A 20,074-nucleotide genomic window follows, 5' to 3' on the forward strand; every position below is an offset into this window, starting at 1 on the left:
GCTTTGATTGGACATTGGAACTACTTTCATAAGAAAACTACTCCAAACGATTCACTTTTCTGAGAATGTGATAAAAATTATCGTGTTCTTCAGGTGTAAGATCTGAAAGCATCTGTTCATATAAGCGCTCAAGCTCAGTACAAACATCTTGCTCTAAAGCTTTTGCCTCATCAGTTAAATAAACTTGAAAAGCACGACGATTATCTTGCTCTTGGTGACGATAGATATAACCTTGTTCCTGTAATACATCGAGGAATCGAGTCATTGTATAATTAGCAACATCGCATCGTTGAGAAAGTTCTGTTTGTGTTATCCCTTCCTTTTCCCAAAGCGCAAATAAAATTGGCCAATATTTAAGGTCGAGTTGATAGCGTTTAAGCTTCAAGTCCATTTGCTTTTGAAGCTCAACATTGAAATGAGAAATTAAGTAACCCAGACTTTGCTGTCGTTGCATTTTCAGTTTCCTTACTGCTCACCATGCAACCACTTTACTGAATAAAATTAGATTTGTTAATTATTTTCGGTTAAAAATTCTTCGATAAATCGGTAGTAGCAAGCTCGGTTTAAGCTTGCCATTAAACCATTAGGTAACTTACAAGATATACAAGCATCTGAAACTAAAAAGGTTTCTATACTCCCTAACGAATATTCTGTTTCAATCGATGTCATTACTTGCACAGTGTTATCACTAGCTATTTTGTAATCAACAATTTTAAAGGGCTCAGCTTCGACTTCAACTCGAACTTTTTCAACAGGAGTCACCAAAAAGTACTCCTGATCTTGCTTCTTTAAAATACCACTGAACAAGCGTGCGAACTTGGTTGGTAACGGAGAATTTTGGTAAAACCAGCGCCCTTCTGAATCAATATCAAAGAGAGCATCTTCACTGCATAATTGAGGTTCTGATGCTAATGATTTCAATACATCTGAAGCTTGTTGGCTCATATTCACCTCTAATCCAGAGTCTCTAGTAATACTTCTACAGGATGCTGACTTCTAAACCCAGCAAAGCGTTTAACTTGACTACGACATGAGAACCCTGTCACCAACACTTGTTCTGGTTGTTGAACATCAATCCCCCCTTTCCACGACAAATCATAAAGCTTTTTACTTCGCTCTAGGTTTTTAAGTTCGTGTCCATACGTTCCTGCCATGCCACAACAACCTAGGCTTTTAACTTCAAGCTCTAATCCAAATAAACTGAATATTTGCTTCCATTCATTACCAGAATTAGGTCTTGCGGTAGCTTCAGTACAGTGATTCATTAAAGTAAATTTTTGGCTTTGAGCTTTAGGGTTGATGCCATTTAAATCCAACTTCGCTAGCCATTCATTTACAAGTAGCACATCGAATTCGCCGCATTTATCACCAAGAATTTCTTGATATTCATCTCGATAACAAAGCACTAAAGCAGGATCTAAACCGATCATCGGCATATCCAGTTTTGCAATTTGAGTTAAAAAGTCAGCACTATCTTTGGCAACCGTCGCAAATCGTTCTAAGAATCCTTTAATGTGAATCGGTTTACCATTCGGCTTATACGGCAATAACACGGGACGTAAACCTAGCTTTTCGATGAACTTAATCAATTTCACCACTAATTGAGCATCATAAAAGCTATTAAACGGGTCTTGAACAATTAACACATAATTTAAACGCTCAGAAACAGGAATCGCTTGTAACTTCGCTAAATCATAACTTGTTGCATCATGCTGTTTGAGTTGAGAGTTTAACGTAGGCACAGATAACGCAGGAGCATCGACATAGCCTAATGTTTTTTGCATCATCCACTGACTAAAGCCATTTTGCGATAAAGCATTCATAAGCCTTGGTACTTTGGCCATCATTGGCAAGCTTTGCTCTATACCTGCAACTAAATAATCGGTTGTTGGACGCAAGTATCTTTTGTAATAAATATCAAAGAATTGAGCACGGAACTTTGGCACATCGACTTTAACAGGACATTGGCTAGAACACGCCTTACAAGCCAAACAACCTTGAAGTGATTCCATCACTTCTTGAGAAAAATCGTATTCATTTTTGGCTTTTACGGTATTGATGGTTCGAGAAATAACCCCTTGAGGTTTTTCAGTTGCTAATTGATTTATATCGACACCGCTTTTAGACAGCAAACGTAACCATTCACGCATAACACCTGTTCTGCCCTTCGGCGAATGGATTCTATCACCTGTGGCTTTATACGATGGGCACATCGGCGATTGTGGACTGTAATTAAAACAAAGGCCGTTACCATTACAATTCATCACATCAGGAAAACTGTCTCTGATATTTACTGGAATTTCTCTATCAAAGCTGCCTCGCTTTTTACTATCTACATTGTATTTAAGCTCACCACCATCTGGTGCAAATAGCTTTCCGGGGTTTAAGCGATTATCTGGATCAAAGGCACGTTTGATCTGACATTGAATTTGGTAAAGTTCCTCACCAAATACAGCAGGCGCATATTCACCACGAACACCTTTGCCGTGTTCTCCCCACATTAAACCACCATACTTCATGGTTAATGCTGCCACTTCATCAGACACTACTTTCAAGAGCTTTTCGTCATTCGGATCACACATATCTAATGCAGGGCGAACATGTAGAACACCAGCATCCACATGCCCAAACATGCCGTAGTTTAATTTATGGCTATCTAATAATGCTCGGAACTCCATAATGAAATCAGCAAGGTTTTCAGGCGGCACTGCGGTATCTTCAGCAAAAGCTAACGGCTTACGCTTACCTTTGGTCGCACCTAACAACCCCACAGCTTTTTTACGCATGGCATAAATTTTACTGATACTGTTTGCATCATCAGTAAACTGATAATCTAGAACCCCTGCTTGCTGTTCTTTGATCTGAGCATCCAGTCGAGTCTTTAAATGTTCTAACCTTTGCAGAACGTCTTCTGGCTCACCAGCAAACTCAACCATGTTTAAACCATCAATTTCTTGATTGGGCACATCAGAAATTAAATCAGAAACCGAGTGCCAAATAATGTCTTCTTTGGCTAAATTCAGAACCTTCGAGTCAATGGTTTCAACAACAGTAGCATTGGCTTTCACTAAGTCTGGCGCATGACGTAAAGCTGATTCAAAAGAATCATATTTGATGTTCACCATCAATCGCTTTTTCGGCAACGGCGTAATATTTAGCTTAGCCTCAGTAATGATAGATAACGTACCCTCGGAGCCCGTTAAGATTCGAGATAAATCAAACTGAGTTAAATCATCATTCCAAATATGTTTTAAATCGTAACCGGTAAGAAAACGGTTTAAGTCAGGGAATCTGTCGAGGATTAACGAGCGCTTTTCACGGCAGAGATCGGCAATATTTAATACAAAATCGGCTTGTGCTTTGGTCTGCTCTGCTGATATCGGGGTAGTATCTAAAATACTGCCATCAAGCATGACACTAGAAAGCCCTAGGACATGATCAGAGGTTTTGCCGTAAACCAAGGAGCCCGCACCTGAAGCATCGGTATTAATCATGCCACCAACCGTCGCACGGTTTGAGGTCGATAAATCAGGACTGAAAAAGAAGCCATGTGGTCGCAACGCATCATTAAGCGCATCTTTCACCACACCTGTTTGTACTTTAACCCAACCTTCTTCAGCATTAACTTCAAGGACCTTGGTTAGGTAGCGAGAAAGGTCGATAATAATGCCATGAGTTAATGATTGACCATTTGTGCCTGTTCCACCACCTCTAGGACTGAACGTCACCTGCTTGTACTGTTCTTGATTTGCAAGCTTGATTGCGATTTGCACATCTTGCTGGCTTTTCGGATAAATAACCGCTTGAGGAATAAATTGATAAACCGAATTATCGGTCGCTTGTACAACACGGGTGTTATAACGCTTATCAACATCACCAGAAAAATCGCTTTGCTCTAGTGCTTCAAGATATGAAAGGTAAACAGGTTCAATCGTTTGGTTATGGCTAAGCTGGGGTAACATGGCTCGAACTTTATATCTTAGTTATAACTGAATTATACCTGATAATGTTGGATAAAATTAGGCTAAAAAAATAGAAAACTCCTTACATTTATTAAGGTTCTACTTGTTTTAAAACAACAGGGACACTATTGAACATTGTTTTATTGTATTTCTACTCCCAAGCCTTACATGAACTTTCGGTACAAATGAGTCCAATTTTATTGTCTACTCTTCCATTGAAAATAACTTTATTTTCCAACTTATTCGTTACAACAAAGTTTGCCGAATCATTAGGTAAGCGTTCATCCATAAAGGCCTCCCCAAGTTCTTGCGTAATTTCGGCATTTTTAATGATCCCATCAACATTGATAATAATTGAAGACTTACCAATATTAAAAAATGGGTAGCAAATATTTTTTTCTGGAAAATCAATGCGACAAACCTCTTGCCCGCTTTCTCCTCCCCTTTCAGAAAAATTACTATTAACCAAGAAGCTAACCCGCGCAATTTGATGGGCATGCGATATCTGACTTATAAATAATAAATTCAGTAAAATAATGAAATTTCTTATTTTCATATTACCGCTCCTACTGACAACAGATGATTGGAACACTCAATGGTAAGACGGTTCATGCTCTCATTTTTAGCCTAGAGACCAAAAGAATGATATCTACTATCTCATAAAAAAAAGCCCTACAACTGCAGGGCTTAATAACTAATTAAAAAATCTAATGGGAACATTCCCTAGTCTTGCAAATCTTTTTCCATATCTTCATACGAAGTATGGCGAACATCTTTACCTTTAACATAGTAGATGATGTATTCGCAGATATTCTTACAACGGTCACCCACACGTTCTACCGCACGGGCTGCCCATAGTACATCGAGTACACCAGGAATTGAGCGTGGATCTTCCATCATATAAGTCATGAGTTGGCGGATAATGCCTTCGTATTCAGTGTCGAGTTTTGCATCTGATTTATGCAGTTCAAATGCGGCATCGGCATCCATACGCGCTAGCGCATCGAGAGTTTGATGAAGCGTATGAGTTGCGTGACGCCCCATGCTTTCAATGCTTACTAACAATGGCTGTTGATTCTTTTTACGTTTTTCAAGTGCCGCTTTTGCAATACGAACCGTTGCATCACCAATACGCTCTAAATCGGCAATAGTCTTTGAAATGGCGATAATCAGACGCAAGTCACTCGCCGCAGGCTGACGCTTAGCGATGATACGAGTACACTCCTCATCAATAGACACTTCCATGCCATTAACTTTGTGGTCGCCCTCGATAACTTTAGAGGCAAGCTCTGCATCGAGCGTTGCTAAAGCATCAAGTGCTTGTTCTAATTGACGTTCTACTAATCCGCCCATAGCCAATACACGGTTACGGATATCACCTAACTCAGCATTAAACTGACCAGATATATGCTTGTTTAAGCTAATGTTTTCCATTTTGAATCTCTCTTTTATCCGTATCCAGTATTAACCGTAACGACCAGTAATGTAGTCTTCGGTTTTCTTCTTTTGCGGTGTAGTGAAAATAGTATTGGTATCAGCATACTCAATCAGTTCACCCATGTACATGAAGGCTGTTTGATCTGATACACGCGCCGCCTGTTGCATGTTATGGGTAACTATCACTACTGTGTACTTAGATTTTAGCTCAGTGATCAGTTCTTCAATAGTCAATGTAGAAATTGGATCAAGTGCCGACGTAGGTTCATCAAGTAGTAACACTTCAGGCTCAATCGCAATGGCACGTGCAATTACCAAACGTTGTTGCTGACCGCCAGATAATCCAAAAGCATTATCGTGTAGACGATCTTTTACTTCATCCCAAATCGCTGCACCACGTAATGAACGCTCACAAGCTTCATCTAGAACACGGCGATTGTTTTCACCCTGCAGACGCAAACCATAAACCACATTTTCATAGATTGATTTAGGAAACGGGTTTGGACGCTGGAACACCATTCCAACATTTCGACGCAGTGCTGCTACGTCCACCGCTTTGTCATAAATATTTTGACCGTGGAGTAAGATCTCACCATCAATATGACAAGTATCAACCAAGTCATTCATTCGGTTGATACAACGTAGTAGAGTGGATTTACCACAACCACTTGGACCGATGAAAGCCGTTACTTGTTTTTTCGGGATTTTCATACCGATATCGAATAACGCTTGCTTGTCGCCATAACGCAAATTCAAACCACGAATTTCTAGCGCAGTTTCAGAGTCAGGCAAGTTAGCTAAATCTACTTTTTCTGCATCCGTTTTGGTCTTATTTGGGTCAATTGAAATCATATTCTTTCCTAATCACATCAGGTAAATCTGTTATTCGTGGCTGACTTACCTGTCAGCCATCATAAAATTCGTTTTGCTCCTAACTCTTATCAGGAGCGATAGCTTTAGTGCTCTAGTGAACGATATTTTTCACGTAAATGGTTACGAACACTAATGGCTGTAAGGTTTAGGGCAACAATGACACTCACAAGTAAAAATGAGGTTGCGTAAACCAAAGGACGTGCCGCTTCTACGTTCGGGCTTTGGAAACCAACATCATAAATATGGAAGCCAAGATGCATGAACTTACGTTCTAAGTGAACAAACGGGAAGTTCATATCAATCGGCAACGTTGGCGCTAATTTCACAACACCAACCAACATTAATGGCGCTACTTCACCTGCTGCACGGGCTACTGCTAAAATCAAACCAGTCATAATCGCAGGACTTGCCATTGGGATCACAATGCGCCATAAGGTTTCGGCTTTAGTCGCACCAAGGGCTAAGCTACCTTGACGAACCGAGCTAGGAATACGGCTTAAGCCTTCCTCTGTCGATACAATCACAACTGGCAATGTCAAAATTGCTAAGGTAATCGCTGACCAAATGACACCCGGAGAACCAAAGGTTGGTGACGGTAAAGCTTCTGGGTAGAACAATTGGTCAATAGAACCACCGACCATGTATACGAAGAAACCTAAACCAAACACACCATAAACGATTGATGGAACACCCGCTAAGTTAATCACCGCAATGCGGATCATGCGAGTAATTGGACCTTTTTTCGCATATTCATGTAGATAAATCGCAGCAATCACACCAAATGGCGTTACGATAACCGCCATTAGCAATACCATGAAAACAGTACCGAAAATCGCTGGGAATACACCACCTTCAGTGTTCGCTTCACGTGGATCGCTAGAGATGAATTTACCAACACCCACGAACCAATGCCCCAACTTAGCAAAGAAGCCCATATCATTAACGTATGTCGCATCTAAAATGGTATTCATTGGTAGACGTAAGACTTCACCCGTCATATCACGGATCAATACGGCATCTCGCCCAGCTTTAGTGCGAAGCTTAAAGAAGGTCTTTTCAAGTTCTTTATATTCAAGGTTTAGCTTTTCACGAGCATCGGCAATTTCTTGCTTCCTGGCGTCAGTTAACTGCCCTTCCAACTCGTACTTACGGCTCTTAAGTCGTAAGTTTTCAAGGTCATAATTAATACGGCCAATTTCACCTTTCTGAAGAGAGTGAGCTTCATCTGATAACTCAACCGCACGCTCAATAAGCTGATCTAACTTAGCGCGTAAATCACCATTTTTAATTTCTTTACCGTCTTCAACCACAGCAACTGGGAAACCATAGAAATTACCGTTCTTGGTACGTTCCAGCACCACGATATCTTTTGGTGTGGTACGGCTTAGAATGTCCGTTTCTAAAATCCAACGGAAATCTAAGCTAACGCGCTCACGGTTACCAGTTTTAATCAAATAACGGGTTACCGTTTCACCAGGGTGAGTTGAGAATTTATGCCCTGCTGATTCTAAACGTTCAGTCGGCACTTCTTCACGGTCATAAATCTCACCAATTAAAGTGTATTTTTTGCCATGTTGATCTTTAAGCTGCCACTGGTAAACATCACCTACCCAGAAGAAGCTTAAACCACGCCATGCAATCAGCAGCAACAACCCTAATACTGCAATCAAGCTTAAGCTGACCGCTCCACCTGTCATCCAAATCCAAGGAGAGCCAGATTTAAACCACTTACCCATTACGCGAACCTCTCAAGCTCTTTCGAAAATTCTTATAAAATCGCATTGTTATTCTGTCCTTTTGATTCTTATAGCGAGCTATATTTATCGCGTAAACGCTGTCTAACCACTTCTGCAATCGTATTGAAGAAGAAAGTAAATACGAATAGAACAAATGCAGCGAGGAACAATACTCGATAGTGAGAACTACCAATCGCCGACTCAGGCATTTCAACCGCAATGTTAGCCGCCAAGGTACGCATACCTTCGAAGATGCTCCAATCCATAATTGCAGTGTTACCTGTTGCCATGAGTACAATCATGGTTTCACCTACTGCTCGGCCTAAGCCCATCATTACGGCTGAGAAAATACCCGGACTTGCCGTAAGTAGCACAACACGAGTTAACGTCTGCCACTGCGTTGCACCCAACGCCAAACTGCCGTTTGATAAGTGACGAGGTACAGAGAAAATCGCATCTTCAGCAATAGAGAAAATAGTCGGAATAACCGCGAAGCCCATTGCGATGCCAACAACCATGGCATTACGTTGGTCAAAAGGAATACCTAGGTCATTAGTGATGTACGAACGCATGTCACCACCAAAGAAAGCTATCTCGATTGTCGGACTGATAGCAAATGAGAACCAACCGACAAAGCAAATCACAGGGATCAGCATTAGTTCTTGATAAGTTTCTGGTAAACGGTTTTTCCACTTACGTGGTAGCTTGCTCCAGCCAAATGCCGAGGCCAATACCGACGTTGGAAGCAAAATAAGAAGTATCACAATTCCCGGCAAATTTTCCTCGAACAACGGCGCTAACCAAAGACCCGCTAAGAAACCAAGAATAACCGTTGGTAGTGCTTCCATAATTTCAATGGTTGGTTTTACCACACCACGAATTTTTGAAGACATGAAGTATGCAGTATAAATCGCACCCGCAATAGCTAACGGCACAGCAAACAACATGGCGTAAAATGCCGCTTTCATAGTACCGAACGCAAGAGGCATCAAGCTTAACTTAGCTTCGAAATCATCAGAGCCAGACGTCGACTGCCAAACAAATTTAGGTTCTGGATAACCTTCGTACCAAACTTTTTCCCATAGCGCACTCCAAGACACTTCTGGGTGAGGATTATCCACTTTGAATAAATGTAATTTACCGTCAGCTTCAACAACTAAACCGTCTGAGCGAGGGTTAAAGCCCATCGCTTGGGTTTTACCAATCTTGAATGATTCACTCAGCAACTCACGATGACTGGTAGTATATAAAAGCGTTAAAGTTCCATCTGGGCTGCCAACAACAAAGCTTTTACGGAAAAATTCCGTCGTCATGCTTGATACTGGTGGAATGTTATCAAAGCCACGAATACGTTGATACAAACGCCCTTTGTCACTGGCAACTTGGAAATATTGCTCAACGTCGCCAGAGTCATAAGACACCATAATTGAACTCGCACCAGACAACAGCTGAATGTCGGTTACATGAGCATTTGCACGTTCTAAATTAATCACTTGGAATAAACTGGTTTCATCCATGTAGCGAATATCATAGACAAATACTTTATCGTCTGACATTAGCATCAACTGGCGTTGGTATGGAGTGATTAATGCTTTAGAAATGTGATTTGGAGTATCAGTGAGCTTAGCTTCTTCGGCTACCCACTCCACTTCTTCGGTGATCATGTTTTCTTCACCTTCGAAGCGTTTTAGAACAAATTGCTTTTCAGAATTTTGGAACAAAATTGAAATTTTGCTTGGATTATAAGCAAATGCAATATGCTCAATAGGCTCTCCAGACTCGCTCACTACAAGTGGTGCTTCACCCGCTGGGTATGACACTTCAGGTGTAATGGTGCGAACATTATTTGGGTATGAAACACCAAATTTAATGGAAAATAACAACGCTTCACCGTTGCTTAAACCTAAAGCAAACATCTGCTGATCAGGCATTGAGCGACTACTACTTACTACCGTTACTCCGGCTGGTAAATTTGGCGTAAAGTCTAAAACTTGTTTGCCAGAAGCTGCATTATAAAATTGTACTTCCCCTGATTGGGTAACACGATAAACGACTTCATTTTGCTCATCGCTACCCACCATCAAACTTGTGCCTTTATCGCTTATTTCATCGATGGTATTCACTTGAGTCATGGTAGCGCTATCAAACACAGGTTTGATCACATACAGCAGATAGAAGAAGATAAGTAACAGAGCAACAAACACCATAGTACCGCCAATAGATACACCGATTTGTGTTGCTTTATCTTTAATTGTTCGTCGACTCGTAACGCCGCGTAATAACAGCGACTTAGAATCAGGTGGAGTAACCTGACTTTCCATTAAGAACCTCTATTGTTATGTCTGTGCAAACTGTACAAATTAACCAGTTCACATGTCCTTTTTTTACCGTGTGAATTTTATGACGTAAAGATTACACTAATATTACAATCAAGCCGAAACCATTGCGTTTATTAGACTCTAACTTATTTATTTTGAAAAATTTATTACATGCAGTTGAACGTTCGGTGACGCATTTATCAAACAGAATAAAACTAAATGAATTCACCGAGAACAGGGACGATAGACAGCACTAATAATCCTGCCATTAAAAAGTTGAATAAACGTTGCTGACGCTCGTTTTTAAGCCATGTTTTTAATTTGGCACCCGCTAAAAGCCAAACACCTACACATGGAAATGCAGAGCCGAAGAACACCAATGCAATAATGCAAACTTGATAAAATAAACCAGTTGAAAGGCTGCTGTATGTGGCAATAGCACCAGTTGCCATCATTAAAGCTTTGGGATTAAGCCACTGAAACACTGCCGCTTGCAAGAATGAAAATGGCTTTCCTGATTCGACATCGAGTTTGCTTGTCGGAGTGTTAGCAATCCTCCAAGCTAAATAGAGCAAATAAATGATACCTAATAGTTTGATGACTTCATGCAAGATTGGAAATAGCTTAAACAGTCCCTCGAACCCTAAGCCTACACCAAGCACCATGATCGGAAAGCCCATACAGATCCCCAAAAAGTGTGGCAAGCTTCGCTTAACGCCATAATTCATGGCTGAAGTCATGATCATCAAATTATTAGGGCCTGGCGTCACAGACGTTGACACAGCAAACAACACAATTGCGAAAAAATGTTCCATTACACTTTATTCCAATTTAAGTAAGCTTCATCAGCCAACTTTAAAAGCTCTTTATCTTCTGAGGTATCACCGTATGCATAAATACACTCAAATTGATTTAACTGGTAGCTCTGTTTCACCCTTGCCGCTTTTTTTTCTCGGCTACAATCACCTTGAATATACCGTCCAGTGCATCTACCTTTTTGCATATCGAGCTCGCTGCATAGCAATTGAAAACCATTAGCATCACACCAAGGTTTCAAATACACATCAAGAGAGGCAGAAACCACCACGATGACATCACCACTTTCTTTATGCCACTCTAATTGTTTCTTTGCACGTTCCATGACTCGCGAAGGAATAACTTGCTTCGCATACTCTCGTCCTAACGCTTCAACCTCTTTTTGGCTTCTAAACTTAAAGGCAACAAAGCTAGCAATAGGCCGCATAATATATGACGGTAAAAGCCCTAGTTTAAACAACAAGTAGAAAGGAAGAATGATAATGTTACCGATGGTTTTTCTTTTCTTTGTTGCTCCATACTTCAAAAATGGAGTAAACATATCTTTATCGGTAATCGTGCCATCAAAATCAAATAACGCTATATTAGGCATGTGTTTTTTTGACTCTGGCTTGCAGTAAACTTCGCAATGAAACTTGAGAAATGATCATACCCGCTAGCATTAAGCTACAGCCGAGCAACTCTCTTTCTGTGAGCATTTGATTCAATATCCACATACCACCGATAGCCGCAAAAACGGCTTCTAAACTGAGAATAATTGCGGCATGAGCGGGGTGCGCTTTTTTTTGAGCGACAGTTTGAAGTGTATAGGCAATACCTACAGAAGCTAACCCACCATAAAGTATGGCTCCTGTCGCAGAAATAAGGCCATCAACTGTTGTCGTTTCAATAAATAAAGACGTAATTAGGCTTAGTACCCCGCAGATAAAAAACTGTATCAGTGATAAAACTAAAGCAGAGTTCTTTTTAGTGAAGTGATCAATAACTAAAATATGAAAAGTCCAGAATATGGCGCCGATTAATTGCAAAGTATCGCCGTAGCCTAAAGTTAGCCCGTCTTTTATGCTTAAAAAATACAATCCCACTAAGGCTAAACCACAACCAAGCCATGTGTTTATGCCTGTTTTATGTTTTATAACCAGCCCTAAGATAGGAACAAATACAACGTATAATCCTGTTATAAAGCCAGCATTTGCCGCTGTCGTATAAAGTAAACCTACTTGCTGCAATGATGCTGCAATAAACAACAAAATCCCCATTAAGCTTGAGCCAATAATGAGCGACTTTTTGTCACCTAAATCTAGCTTGTTTTTTTTATGAAAATAATAGATCAAAGGCAACAAACTTATCGCACCTAATAAAAATCGATAGCCATTGAATGCGTAAGGCTGAATATGCTCCATTCCTAATATTTGAGCAATAAAACCAAAGCCCCATAAAGCTGCTGTAATTAACAAAAGTAGATTGGCCACGCAGACTTACCTTTACTGAACATGCGAAAGCAGGAATGTTACCCGTTTGTATACAATTTACAAGCGGTATAGACGGCATGATTTGATATACTCACATCAAAATATAAATAAGAGCAAAGCAATGTTTGGAACCTTATTAAAAATGGCGGTATCTCTAAATGAAGAGAATACTGTCCAATATCATCTAAGAGTTGGCGATGAGCGACTCCATTTAAATCCTGTCATCGGACAAAAACTGACACTGACTCATACAGGAAAAATTCTTTGTAGTAATTGTGGAAAACGAACCAAAAAAAGTTATTCCCAAGGTCATTGTTTTGTTTGTACTCAAAAACTGGCGAGCTGTGACTTATGTATTATGAAGCCAGAAACTTGCCATTTTGATCAAGGCACCTGCCGTGAACCTGATTGGGCAAAAACTCATTGTTTTGTTCCTCACTATGTATACCTTTCTAATACTTCTGGGCTGAAGGTAGGCATTACACGCCATAGCCAAATTCCAACACGCTGGATAGATCAAGGAGCAACTCAAGGCTTACCGATTTTTAAAGTTTCAACTCGTCAGTTATCTGGCTTAATTGAAGTCGAATTGGCTAAATTGGTAAACGACAAAACCCATTGGCAAGCCATGCTTAAAGGTAATGCTGAAGATCAAAATCTAAGTGCCCGTGCAAATGAGTTGATCCCACAAATTGAAGGTCGCTTACATGAGCTATGCATGGAAAATGGTGACTATGAAATCGAGCGCTTAAATGAAAATATCCAGCCCATTCATTTCCCTGTTACTGAATTTCCCACAAAAGTGAAATCCCATAATTTTGATAAGACACCTGAAGTTTCTGGTACCTTGATAGGCATTAAAGGACAGTATTTGATATTTGATACTGGTGTTATCAATATCAGAAAGTTTACCTCTTATGAAGTTGAAGTCTCTGTTGATACTCCGGAGCAAAAACCTGAATCTGAGCAGTTGAGTTTAGTATGAACGACTTTCATAAAGAGTTAATCGCTCACACTGACAATTGGGTCAAGCGTGTGATCATGAAGTACAATATTTGCCCGTTTGCTCGTCAAGAAGTTGAACGCGACACGATTCGTTATTTAGTCATTGATGAAACCAAAATTGCAAAACTGGCAGATAAGCTACTAGAAGAATATCAATACCTTGATAAACATCCTGAAGCTGAAACCAGCCTTGTGATTCTACCTAATGGTTTTGGGGACTTTAATCGCTACCTTGAAGCCGTCTACTTAGCCGAAGACTTAATTGAAGACTTAGGTTATGAAGGAACATACCAAATAGCCAGTTTTCATCCAGAGTATTGCTTTGAAGGTGAAGATTTCGATTCGCCAACGAATTTCACTAATAGAGCGCCTTACCCAACGTTACACATTATTCGAGAAGCGAGCATAGAAAAGGCCTTAGAAAACTATAATGAACCAGAGTCTATTCCTGAGCGAAATATGGCTTTTGCTGAAAGAAAAGGCACGGAGTTTTTTGTTGAACTACTAAAATCTTGTAAAAAGAATTAGTCTATTAAAAGTGACACCTATATTTTAGGTGTCACTTTCACTTAACTATCCGTTATTACAATAAAATCCATTTTCTTTCAAAATATCACAAGCCTTATCAGCAATTATTTTATGAGTGATTGTTGTTGGATGAACACTATCCCAAAACATATACTGTTCAGGGTGTTGGCATATCTGGCCGTTAGGTGTTGCCATTTCATTTGCAGCACGCAAACTCGGGTTGGTTTCTTCTAAATTCGTATCGTCAATTCCTGGTGTCGGGATTCTTGAACAAGGGTCATGAATATCCTTGAAACCATAGCTGTTCGCATTATCCATAATGCCCTTAAAAATAGCATTAGCATCCACTAAAACAAGCTTAACGCCTTTGCTTTCATACTTCCGATTTAACTCTCTATATTTATCTTCCTGAAGCTGGTTGTTTAAATCTATCAAGCGCTTAGTTTCTGCCGCTTTATCTTTAGCACCCCCACTTATATAACGTGGGGTAAGTGAAATGTCGGGCATATTTAACCATGCGATATTTCTAGCACCATGTTCAATTTCCTGTTCAATAACCTCGGCCTGAACATTTACAACACGTTGTGGATCTTGATACAGGTTGAGGTAATCATTACCACCAAAGAACACTACGGCTAAATCATTGGGTCTGTAATCTCCATATTTATAATGGACACCTTTAGCGATTAAATCTAAACAAGGCGGGATCAAACTTCCATTGATCATATCCTTAGCGACCTTAGTTAAATCGCCAAATAAATCACCAATACCGATAATTTTATCTGTTAGACATAAAGTCCAACCACCAGCATGAGAAACATTAATATATCTTTGCTTGTTACTCGTTGGTATGCCCATTTTTTTCGACAAGTATTCAGGCCAAAGTAAGCCATTACTCCAACGACCGTTGTCGTAATGTTTTGCAGGAAGGACTGGTACGGCTTTTGATACGGTTAAAATGCTAATTGCTGCACTTAAAATACCGCGCTCAACCGTTCTGCAAGGTACCAGTTTCCAACTACAAAACCAGCCATAACCGGGAATACGATCTGACAACCAAGATCTTACCCAAGGTTGAATGTGATCTATCCCTGCATCACCGGTTTCTCCGTTCATGGTTTTTAATAGATAGAGTGTAGAATTGTTACCGCCATCATCGGATAAACTATCCCCTAAGATGATCAGTCGGTCGACTTGTCTTTCTTGAGCAACAGCTATCTTTTGTATACCTAATAAACAAAAGACAGCTGTAAAAATAGAGATGAATATTTTGCGCTTGAGTAAATTCATGAGAGGTATCCTCAATACTGGGCTGCCTCTTAATCATATCAAGAGTAAAAGATGTGACTTAGTTTATTTATTTATTATTAAATAACTAAATACGTTTTTGTAGCTCTTGCTTCCACATTTTAAAATCCGGTTTATGCTGAACTTCAACCGGAACAGAGCGTTCAACTACTTCTAAAAAATTTGTCCACGTTTTTTCTTGCGTCACAGGTAATTTACTCTCTGGATCAAAATTTCCTCTGAAATAGCGACCAACCAAATTTGACCACATTTTCTTTTGGTCATTATTACTTTCTAACGCCATTAACTGCACAAGACTCTCTGAAGCACCTAAGTTTTCCGCTATTTTTTCAGCATAATCGGAAAGAAATTCATCAAAGAAAATTCTCTGAGTGGCACCTCTTTCATCTTTATATTTGAAACACCCTAACTCCGTCTTTTCTATAACTTGTTCAGCCCGAATTATCGGTATTTTGGTAGTTCTTTCTCTTGAAGCAAACCAATCTTTTGCTTTTAACGCAGCCGTTCCTAAACGTAGTTCAACACACTTTTCAGCAAGAAATGCAAGAGTAAGCCCTCGTGGTTGCTGTTTTTCCCATATTCGCCTCATTATTACCAATCCTGCAAACTCACATCCTTTATACTCCTTTATCTGTGGTATATCAGCCCCACATCCACATTGGGTAAATAGCCAAGTCATATCGGATACGGATATACCAATATCTTCAGAAACTATGATGAATTGTTCAAAGGTAAGCGGCTGAGTTTCCAAGCGAGGATCTGGTAATGCTGAAAAAAATCGTTCTTTTAAAGAAACTTTACTTGGATTAATCCCCCAAATATTTCTAAGTAACTCTTGAGTTTCAACAGCTCTACGTTCATTCGAATTGATTATCAATGATGATTGAATGGCAAACGCTAAACTCTGTGAATTGAGTTTCTTTTGTTGCTTTAGCGTTTTCACAAATAAGTAGCACAGTGCAGGATCTGATTTTTGTATATCAATTAAGCTTTGAAGGTTATCATCCCACTCAGCGCCTGCTAATAAGGCTATATGTGCTAAATTTCGATTCAGTTGACCATTTTCAGTTAGTGACTGTATAAGCTCAGTGACTTTATCTTCCAATGTTTTCGATGTTAACTCTTTTGCATACTGTACAAGAGATACTACTACTGAACGAATTGCTGCCATAACTTTCTCAAACTAAATGTGACTACTAAAATGCTAAGTTATGAAACGAAGAATATATACTTAACTAAACAAAGGTTAATAACCGATTTAAATAGGCTCTAGATTAGCGAAAATAGGAATAAGCTTTAGAACTATTCGTTTGATTTCTCCATAATGATCCCCGCCGACTCATTGTTATCATATGCATAATTAAAACCACCATCGAATTGTTGGGAGCTCTTTGTTGTTCCTTCTCCCTGACCAATCCCAACAGACAAGGGTTTCCAACCATTTTGGAGAGCTGCTACCAAATTTTTGTAATCCGTCTCGCCATCTTTGCTATAACACTGAACTGGAGTATTTGGAACTTTATCTTTATTTAATACACTTGCCCCCGTCATAAAACATACTGCTGTTACTGTTTCTGCAGAAACGTTTAATGATGTAAAAGTACAACCCAATATAAGCGCTAACAAGCCTGAACTGACTAATTTAACCTGCTTCATAAACTGCCTCCTAAGGCTTTTTGGTAGACAAAATAGGCTAGCAAACTTGTGAAGAAGTGATATGGGCAAGCAATTAAAAGTACATGAACAAATTTTCACAAATAAGAGATGTTTAAAGTATGGATATATGTGATTTGTGACTACCTCCCTCCTTAAACTACCCCTGAACACTCCTCAGATACACGATAACCCGACTGTTTATTTCTCATTTCTACGGCAAATTCAAAAACACTGCTACTAGGAAGAAAGTCTTGCCTAGCACCTCTATTTTCGTATTTGCCTTCTCTTAATCCAATTTTAAGCAAGCTCAACACCGCGTGAGCACCATTGTTCGCTTGAAGGCTATACGAAGATAAATCTTCATACTTTTTCCACTCGACTAACATTGCGCCAGTATCTAGCCCTCGAAGCACAACTTTACTCATACAGGTTTTCAAGTCACAACCCCAGCGGCGAATATCAAGAGCTAAATTATCCATTTGGCTCCTAATACAAAAACGCTTTTTAACTTCATTAAATTCAGACGTTTTGAACATTGCTAAATTAAACGCCTCAACTTCTCGCTCAAAATAAAATGAACAATAATGCAATTGCCCATTGGATTTTATAAGCAAGGGAATATGTCTTTTGTCATAATTTAGTACCATTACATCATGATCTTTGAATGGTTGATTACAAATTGAAATAGAAGCAGAAACTACGTCTTTTCCTAGTATAGTCGGGGCTTTACATGCATAGATAAACCCCTTGATTGCAGTAAAAATGATATTAGAAGAAGGTAGCGCTAAGGTATAAGTTCGAGGCAATACTCCATTTGATGATGCTGGTAATTCAAAAGTATCACTTGTAACTATATCTTGTTGCGATGCGCCTGTAGGTACATCATTATTATCATTTACTGTCCAATAGTCATTAGAGCGAATGGGGGGAAATTGAGGGTCGTGAGACATGTAACTGAATTAATCGGAGAACCTTTATTTCTTTATACAGTATATTCCTCATAGAATTGATAAATTATTGTTCACACCTAGCAGGTGTTTCCATGATAAACCCAAAGTAACCACCATCTACGCTTCGCTTATTGTAAAAAAGTGTTAAAACTCTTGTGATTAGGCTATATCAACCTGTATCGTGGCATTTATCTAAAACACTGGAAACTGATAATGCTTCAAACTTCCGAGCCCAATACCATAAGAAATACCTTATTAATTACTGCGTTTGATATTCAGAAATTATTTTTGCAACGCCGAGGCGTTGTTGCACTCAGTTGCTTTTCATTAGTCTGGCTGTTCCTATTAATTTATCCTATACATGGTGCTGTAGAGCTGTTATCAAGCCCAAACGTCAAAGACTTCATTATTGGTTTAGCTCAAATAAGCCAAACTGAAAAGCTACTAAATTGGCAAGTGCCTGAACTTACTGTCTATTGGATAATAGCACTGTATTTGTACCCAATGTTCAGTATCATTATTACCGCAGATCAATTTGCTTCAGATAAACAAAGAGGCACATTGCGGTTTTTATTATTAAGAACCAATCGTGACAGCCTGTTTTTCGGTCGATTTTTAGCACAAGTTGCAATACAAGGTATTTTGATTGCTATCTCTCTTTTGGCCACAATAATACTAGCAATCTACCGTGAAGCTGATTTATTACTACCAGCCCTTTCTGCAAGCTTATATATCGCACTAGCACTTATTATCAATTTATTACCTTACACAGCATTAATGGCTTTGTTGTCCTTACACGCCAATAGCGCTAGACAAGCGACTTTATATGCAGTGCTATTTTGGATGATTACCAGTTTTGGCTTAGCCATTATTAACTATATTGTCCCTCAAACTGAGTTCTTACAATTTATAAAGCCTGGAATGCAACTTTCTGACATGCTGAACACACAAGGTATAGGAGTACTATCATATTCAGTAATTCCTTTGTTACAAGCCGCTGTTTTATTAGTTTTGGGTAGAACTTACATGCAAAGGAGTGCACTATGAGCCTGATTACTGCCAATTCTCTCAGTAAACATTACGGAGCAAACAAGGCTCTTAATAACGTTAGTTTTGAAATCGAACATGGATTACCAACGGCACTAGTTGGACCTAATGGCGCAGGTAAAACGACTCTTTTTAAATTGATATGCGGTTTTATGGCTCCGACATCCGGAGAGATTCAAATTTTAGGTCAAAAACCAGGAAGTAATCCATTGATAGGCAAGATGTCTGCCCTACCTCAAGATTGCTTACTAGATCCAAACTTATCCATCGCAGCACAATTGACTCAATTTGGGCAATTACAAGGTTTGAGTCTTTCTCAAGCGAAACTTGAAGCCTCAAGAGTATTAGACGTTGTAGAGCTCAGTGACGCCATAAAGGAAAAGCCTACTGCATTAAGCCATGGTATGGCTAAACGAGTTGCCATAGCTCAAGCACTAATTGGTGATCCTGAACTTATTTTGCTTGATGAACCAACGGCAGGTATTGACCCTTCTAACGCAAAAACCATTCGTGACTTAATTGCCGAACAAAGGGTTAAAAGTAAGTTTTTAATCAGTTCCCATAATCTCGATGAACTAGAAAAACTGTGTGATCAAGTGTTATACCTTGATAAAGGCGTATTGCAGCAATCTATATCAATTCAAGATCACTCAGATCAGCATGAGTTTTTGACTCTTACGATGAAACCTATGTCTATGAAAAAAGTCATTTCAGCGTTAAATACGGTCAATCAAGTTGAAACGATAGAGCAAACAAGTCAACACGAACTGGTTTTACAGTATCAGCCTAATAGCGGTGTAGAACTTGAAATTCAATTACTTCAATGTCTCTACCAACATGGCTTGCAATATCAAAGTATCTATAAAGGCAAACGTTTAGAAGATAAGTTGTTTTCTTAGACTCTTTCTTACCTTGAAAAATTTAATCTATTGATATATTGCAACTTATTCTAATTTAGCCAAAATT

At 39.3% G+C, this 20,074-nt stretch carries 19 protein-coding genes; 4 read left to right on the forward strand and 15 right to left on the reverse strand.

The features are described from left to right. Positions 1–37 precede the first annotated feature (37 nt). The 11 genes from E2H97_RS10695 to E2H97_RS10745 all read right to left on the reverse strand — a co-directional run bounded on the left by E2H97_RS10695 (position 38) and on the right by E2H97_RS10745 (position 12,614). Positions 38–454, reverse strand: coding sequence for a MarR family winged helix-turn-helix transcriptional regulator (locus E2H97_RS10695; protein WP_133407129.1), 417 nt, complete (start codon positions 452–454; stop codon positions 38–40). Between the two features lie 56 nt (positions 455–510). Further along, entirely contained in the window at positions 511–945 is a 435-nt protein-coding gene (locus tag E2H97_RS10700; protein WP_133407130.1) for a DUF1285 domain-containing protein, read from the reverse strand. A gap of 8 nt (positions 946–953) precedes the next feature. Continuing rightward, entirely contained in the window at positions 954–3,962 is a 3,009-nt protein-coding gene (gene ydiJ, locus E2H97_RS10705; RefSeq protein WP_133407131.1) for a D-2-hydroxyglutarate dehydrogenase YdiJ, read from the reverse strand. Positions 3,963–4,113: 151 nt separating this feature from the next. Beyond that, positions 4,114–4,518, reverse strand: a complete 405-nt coding sequence (locus tag E2H97_RS10710) for a hypothetical protein (protein ID WP_133407132.1) — start codon at positions 4,516–4,518, stop codon at positions 4,114–4,116. Between the two features lie 167 nt (positions 4,519–4,685). Then, positions 4,686–5,396 (reverse strand): phosphate signaling complex protein PhoU, encoded by a 711-nt coding sequence (phoU, locus tag E2H97_RS10715; RefSeq protein ID WP_133407133.1) that lies wholly within the window; start codon positions 5,394–5,396, stop codon positions 4,686–4,688. A 30-nt stretch (positions 5,397–5,426) separates the two neighbouring features. Next, complete coding sequence (pstB, locus tag E2H97_RS10720) at positions 5,427–6,251, reverse strand: phosphate ABC transporter ATP-binding protein PstB (protein ID WP_121837559.1); 825 nt, start codon at positions 6,249–6,251, stop codon at positions 5,427–5,429. 104 nt (positions 6,252–6,355) lie between these two features. Next, a complete protein-coding gene (gene pstA / locus E2H97_RS10725; protein ID WP_133407134.1) occupies positions 6,356–8,008 on the reverse strand; it encodes a phosphate ABC transporter permease PstA in 1,653 nt (550 codons plus the stop codon). A gap of 68 nt (positions 8,009–8,076) precedes the next feature. Further along, on the reverse strand, positions 8,077–10,329 hold the full coding sequence (locus E2H97_RS10730) for an ABC transporter permease subunit (RefSeq protein ID WP_133407135.1): 2,253 nt from the start codon (positions 10,327–10,329) through the stop codon (positions 8,077–8,079). Positions 10,330–10,541: 212 nt separating this feature from the next. After that, positions 10,542–11,141, reverse strand: coding sequence for a LysE family translocator (locus tag E2H97_RS10735; RefSeq protein ID WP_133407136.1), 600 nt, complete (start codon positions 11,139–11,141; stop codon positions 10,542–10,544). Continuing rightward, positions 11,141–11,734: an HAD family hydrolase gene (locus E2H97_RS10740; RefSeq protein WP_133407137.1), complete on the reverse strand. Its 594-nt coding sequence runs from the start codon at positions 11,732–11,734 to the stop codon at positions 11,141–11,143. The genes E2H97_RS10735 and E2H97_RS10740 overlap by 1 nt, the downstream gene beginning before the upstream one ends. Beyond that, positions 11,727–12,614, reverse strand: coding sequence for a DMT family transporter (locus tag E2H97_RS10745; protein WP_133407138.1), 888 nt, complete (start codon positions 12,612–12,614; stop codon positions 11,727–11,729). The genes E2H97_RS10740 and E2H97_RS10745 overlap by 8 nt, the downstream gene beginning before the upstream one ends. A 121-nt stretch (positions 12,615–12,735) precedes the next feature. On the opposite strand from E2H97_RS10745, the gene E2H97_RS10750 reads away from it, so the two are divergent. Together E2H97_RS10750 and E2H97_RS10755 are read left to right on the forward strand one after the other, a co-directional pair. Continuing rightward, the gene (locus tag E2H97_RS10750) at positions 12,736–13,599 is read left to right on the forward strand and encodes a DUF2797 domain-containing protein (RefSeq protein ID WP_133407139.1); all 864 of its coding nucleotides are present in this window, start codon (positions 12,736–12,738) and stop codon (positions 13,597–13,599) included. Then, positions 13,596–14,147: a DUF1415 domain-containing protein gene (locus E2H97_RS10755; protein WP_133407140.1), complete on the forward strand. Its 552-nt coding sequence runs from the start codon at positions 13,596–13,598 to the stop codon at positions 14,145–14,147. The genes E2H97_RS10750 and E2H97_RS10755 overlap by 4 nt, the downstream gene beginning before the upstream one ends. A gap of 45 nt (positions 14,148–14,192) precedes the next feature. Here E2H97_RS10755 and E2H97_RS10760 read toward each other — a convergent pair whose 3' ends face one another. The 4 genes from E2H97_RS10760 to E2H97_RS10775 form a co-directional block, all read right to left on the reverse strand. Continuing rightward, complete coding sequence (locus tag E2H97_RS10760; RefSeq protein ID WP_133407141.1) at positions 14,193–15,437, reverse strand: SGNH/GDSL hydrolase family protein; 1,245 nt, start codon at positions 15,435–15,437, stop codon at positions 14,193–14,195. An 85-nt stretch (positions 15,438–15,522) separates the two neighbouring features. Continuing rightward, positions 15,523–16,626 (reverse strand): hypothetical protein, encoded by a 1,104-nt coding sequence (locus tag E2H97_RS10765; RefSeq protein WP_133407142.1) that lies wholly within the window; start codon positions 16,624–16,626, stop codon positions 15,523–15,525. Positions 16,627–16,757: 131 nt separating this feature from the next. Continuing rightward, positions 16,758–17,111 carry a hypothetical protein gene (locus E2H97_RS10770; protein ID WP_133407143.1) on the reverse strand — a complete coding sequence of 118 codons (354 nt, stop codon included), beginning with the start codon at positions 17,109–17,111 and terminating at the stop codon, positions 16,758–16,760. A gap of 152 nt (positions 17,112–17,263) precedes the next feature. Then, on the reverse strand, positions 17,264–18,061 hold the full coding sequence (locus tag E2H97_RS10775; RefSeq protein ID WP_133407144.1) for a hypothetical protein: 798 nt from the start codon (positions 18,059–18,061) through the stop codon (positions 17,264–17,266). A 213-nt stretch (positions 18,062–18,274) separates the two neighbouring features. Here E2H97_RS10775 and E2H97_RS10780 point away from each other — a divergent pair, with 213 nt between their 5' ends. After that, on the forward strand, positions 18,275–19,108 hold the full coding sequence (locus E2H97_RS10780; protein ID WP_133407145.1) for an ABC transporter permease: 834 nt from the start codon (positions 18,275–18,277) through the stop codon (positions 19,106–19,108). Continuing rightward, the gene (locus tag E2H97_RS10785) at positions 19,105–20,007 is read left to right on the forward strand and encodes an ABC transporter ATP-binding protein (RefSeq protein ID WP_133407146.1); all 903 of its coding nucleotides are present in this window, start codon (positions 19,105–19,107) and stop codon (positions 20,005–20,007) included. Before E2H97_RS10780 ends, E2H97_RS10785 begins: the two co-directional genes overlap by 4 nt. The last annotated feature ends 67 nt before the right edge of the window (positions 20,008–20,074 follow it).

Origin of the sequence: Parashewanella tropica, from assembly GCF_004358445.1 — a bacterium.
Taxonomy (GTDB): domain Bacteria; phylum Pseudomonadota; class Gammaproteobacteria; order Enterobacterales; family Shewanellaceae; genus Parashewanella; species Parashewanella tropica.

Excerpts from the sequence above, each read along its gene's own strand:
- E2H97_RS10750 (WP_133407139.1), top strand. The coding sequence starts at position 12,736 with ATGTTTGGAACCTTATTAAAAATGGCGGTATCTCTAAATGAAGAGAAT.
- E2H97_RS10785 (WP_133407146.1), top strand. The coding sequence starts at position 19,105 with ATGAGCCTGATTACTGCCAATTCTCTCAGTAAACATTACGGAGCAAAC.
- E2H97_RS10695 (WP_133407129.1), bottom strand. The coding sequence starts at position 454 with ATGCAACGACAGCAAAGTCTGGGTTACTTAATTTCTCATTTCAATGTT.
- E2H97_RS10755 (WP_133407140.1), top strand. The coding sequence starts at position 13,596 with ATGAACGACTTTCATAAAGAGTTAATCGCTCACACTGACAATTGGGTC.
- pstA (WP_133407134.1), bottom strand. The coding sequence starts at position 8,008 with ATGGGTAAGTGGTTTAAATCTGGCTCTCCTTGGATTTGGATGACAGGT.
- E2H97_RS10760 (WP_133407141.1), bottom strand. The coding sequence starts at position 15,437 with ATGAATTTACTCAAGCGCAAAATATTCATCTCTATTTTTACAGCTGTC.
- ydiJ (WP_133407131.1), bottom strand. The coding sequence starts at position 3,962 with ATGTTACCCCAGCTTAGCCATAACCAAACGATTGAACCTGTTTACCTT.
- E2H97_RS10780 (WP_133407145.1), top strand. The coding sequence starts at position 18,275 with ATGCTTCAAACTTCCGAGCCCAATACCATAAGAAATACCTTATTAATT.
- E2H97_RS10735 (WP_133407136.1), bottom strand. The coding sequence starts at position 11,141 with ATGGAACATTTTTTCGCAATTGTGTTGTTTGCTGTGTCAACGTCTGTG.
- E2H97_RS10730 (WP_133407135.1), bottom strand. The coding sequence starts at position 10,329 with ATGGAAAGTCAGGTTACTCCACCTGATTCTAAGTCGCTGTTATTACGC.
- E2H97_RS10770 (WP_133407143.1), bottom strand. The coding sequence starts at position 17,111 with ATGAAGCAGGTTAAATTAGTCAGTTCAGGCTTGTTAGCGCTTATATTG.
- E2H97_RS10700 (WP_133407130.1), bottom strand. The coding sequence starts at position 945 with ATGAGCCAACAAGCTTCAGATGTATTGAAATCATTAGCATCAGAACCT.
- E2H97_RS10765 (WP_133407142.1), bottom strand. The coding sequence starts at position 16,626 with ATGGCAGCAATTCGTTCAGTAGTAGTATCTCTTGTACAGTATGCAAAA.
- phoU (WP_133407133.1), bottom strand. The coding sequence starts at position 5,396 with ATGGAAAACATTAGCTTAAACAAGCATATATCTGGTCAGTTTAATGCT.
- pstB (WP_121837559.1), bottom strand. The coding sequence starts at position 6,251 with ATGATTTCAATTGACCCAAATAAGACCAAAACGGATGCAGAAAAAGTA.
- E2H97_RS10775 (WP_133407144.1), bottom strand. The coding sequence starts at position 18,061 with ATGTCTCACGACCCTCAATTTCCCCCCATTCGCTCTAATGACTATTGG.
- E2H97_RS10740 (WP_133407137.1), bottom strand. The coding sequence starts at position 11,734 with ATGCCTAATATAGCGTTATTTGATTTTGATGGCACGATTACCGATAAA.
- E2H97_RS10710 (WP_133407132.1), bottom strand. The coding sequence starts at position 4,518 with ATGAAAATAAGAAATTTCATTATTTTACTGAATTTATTATTTATAAGT.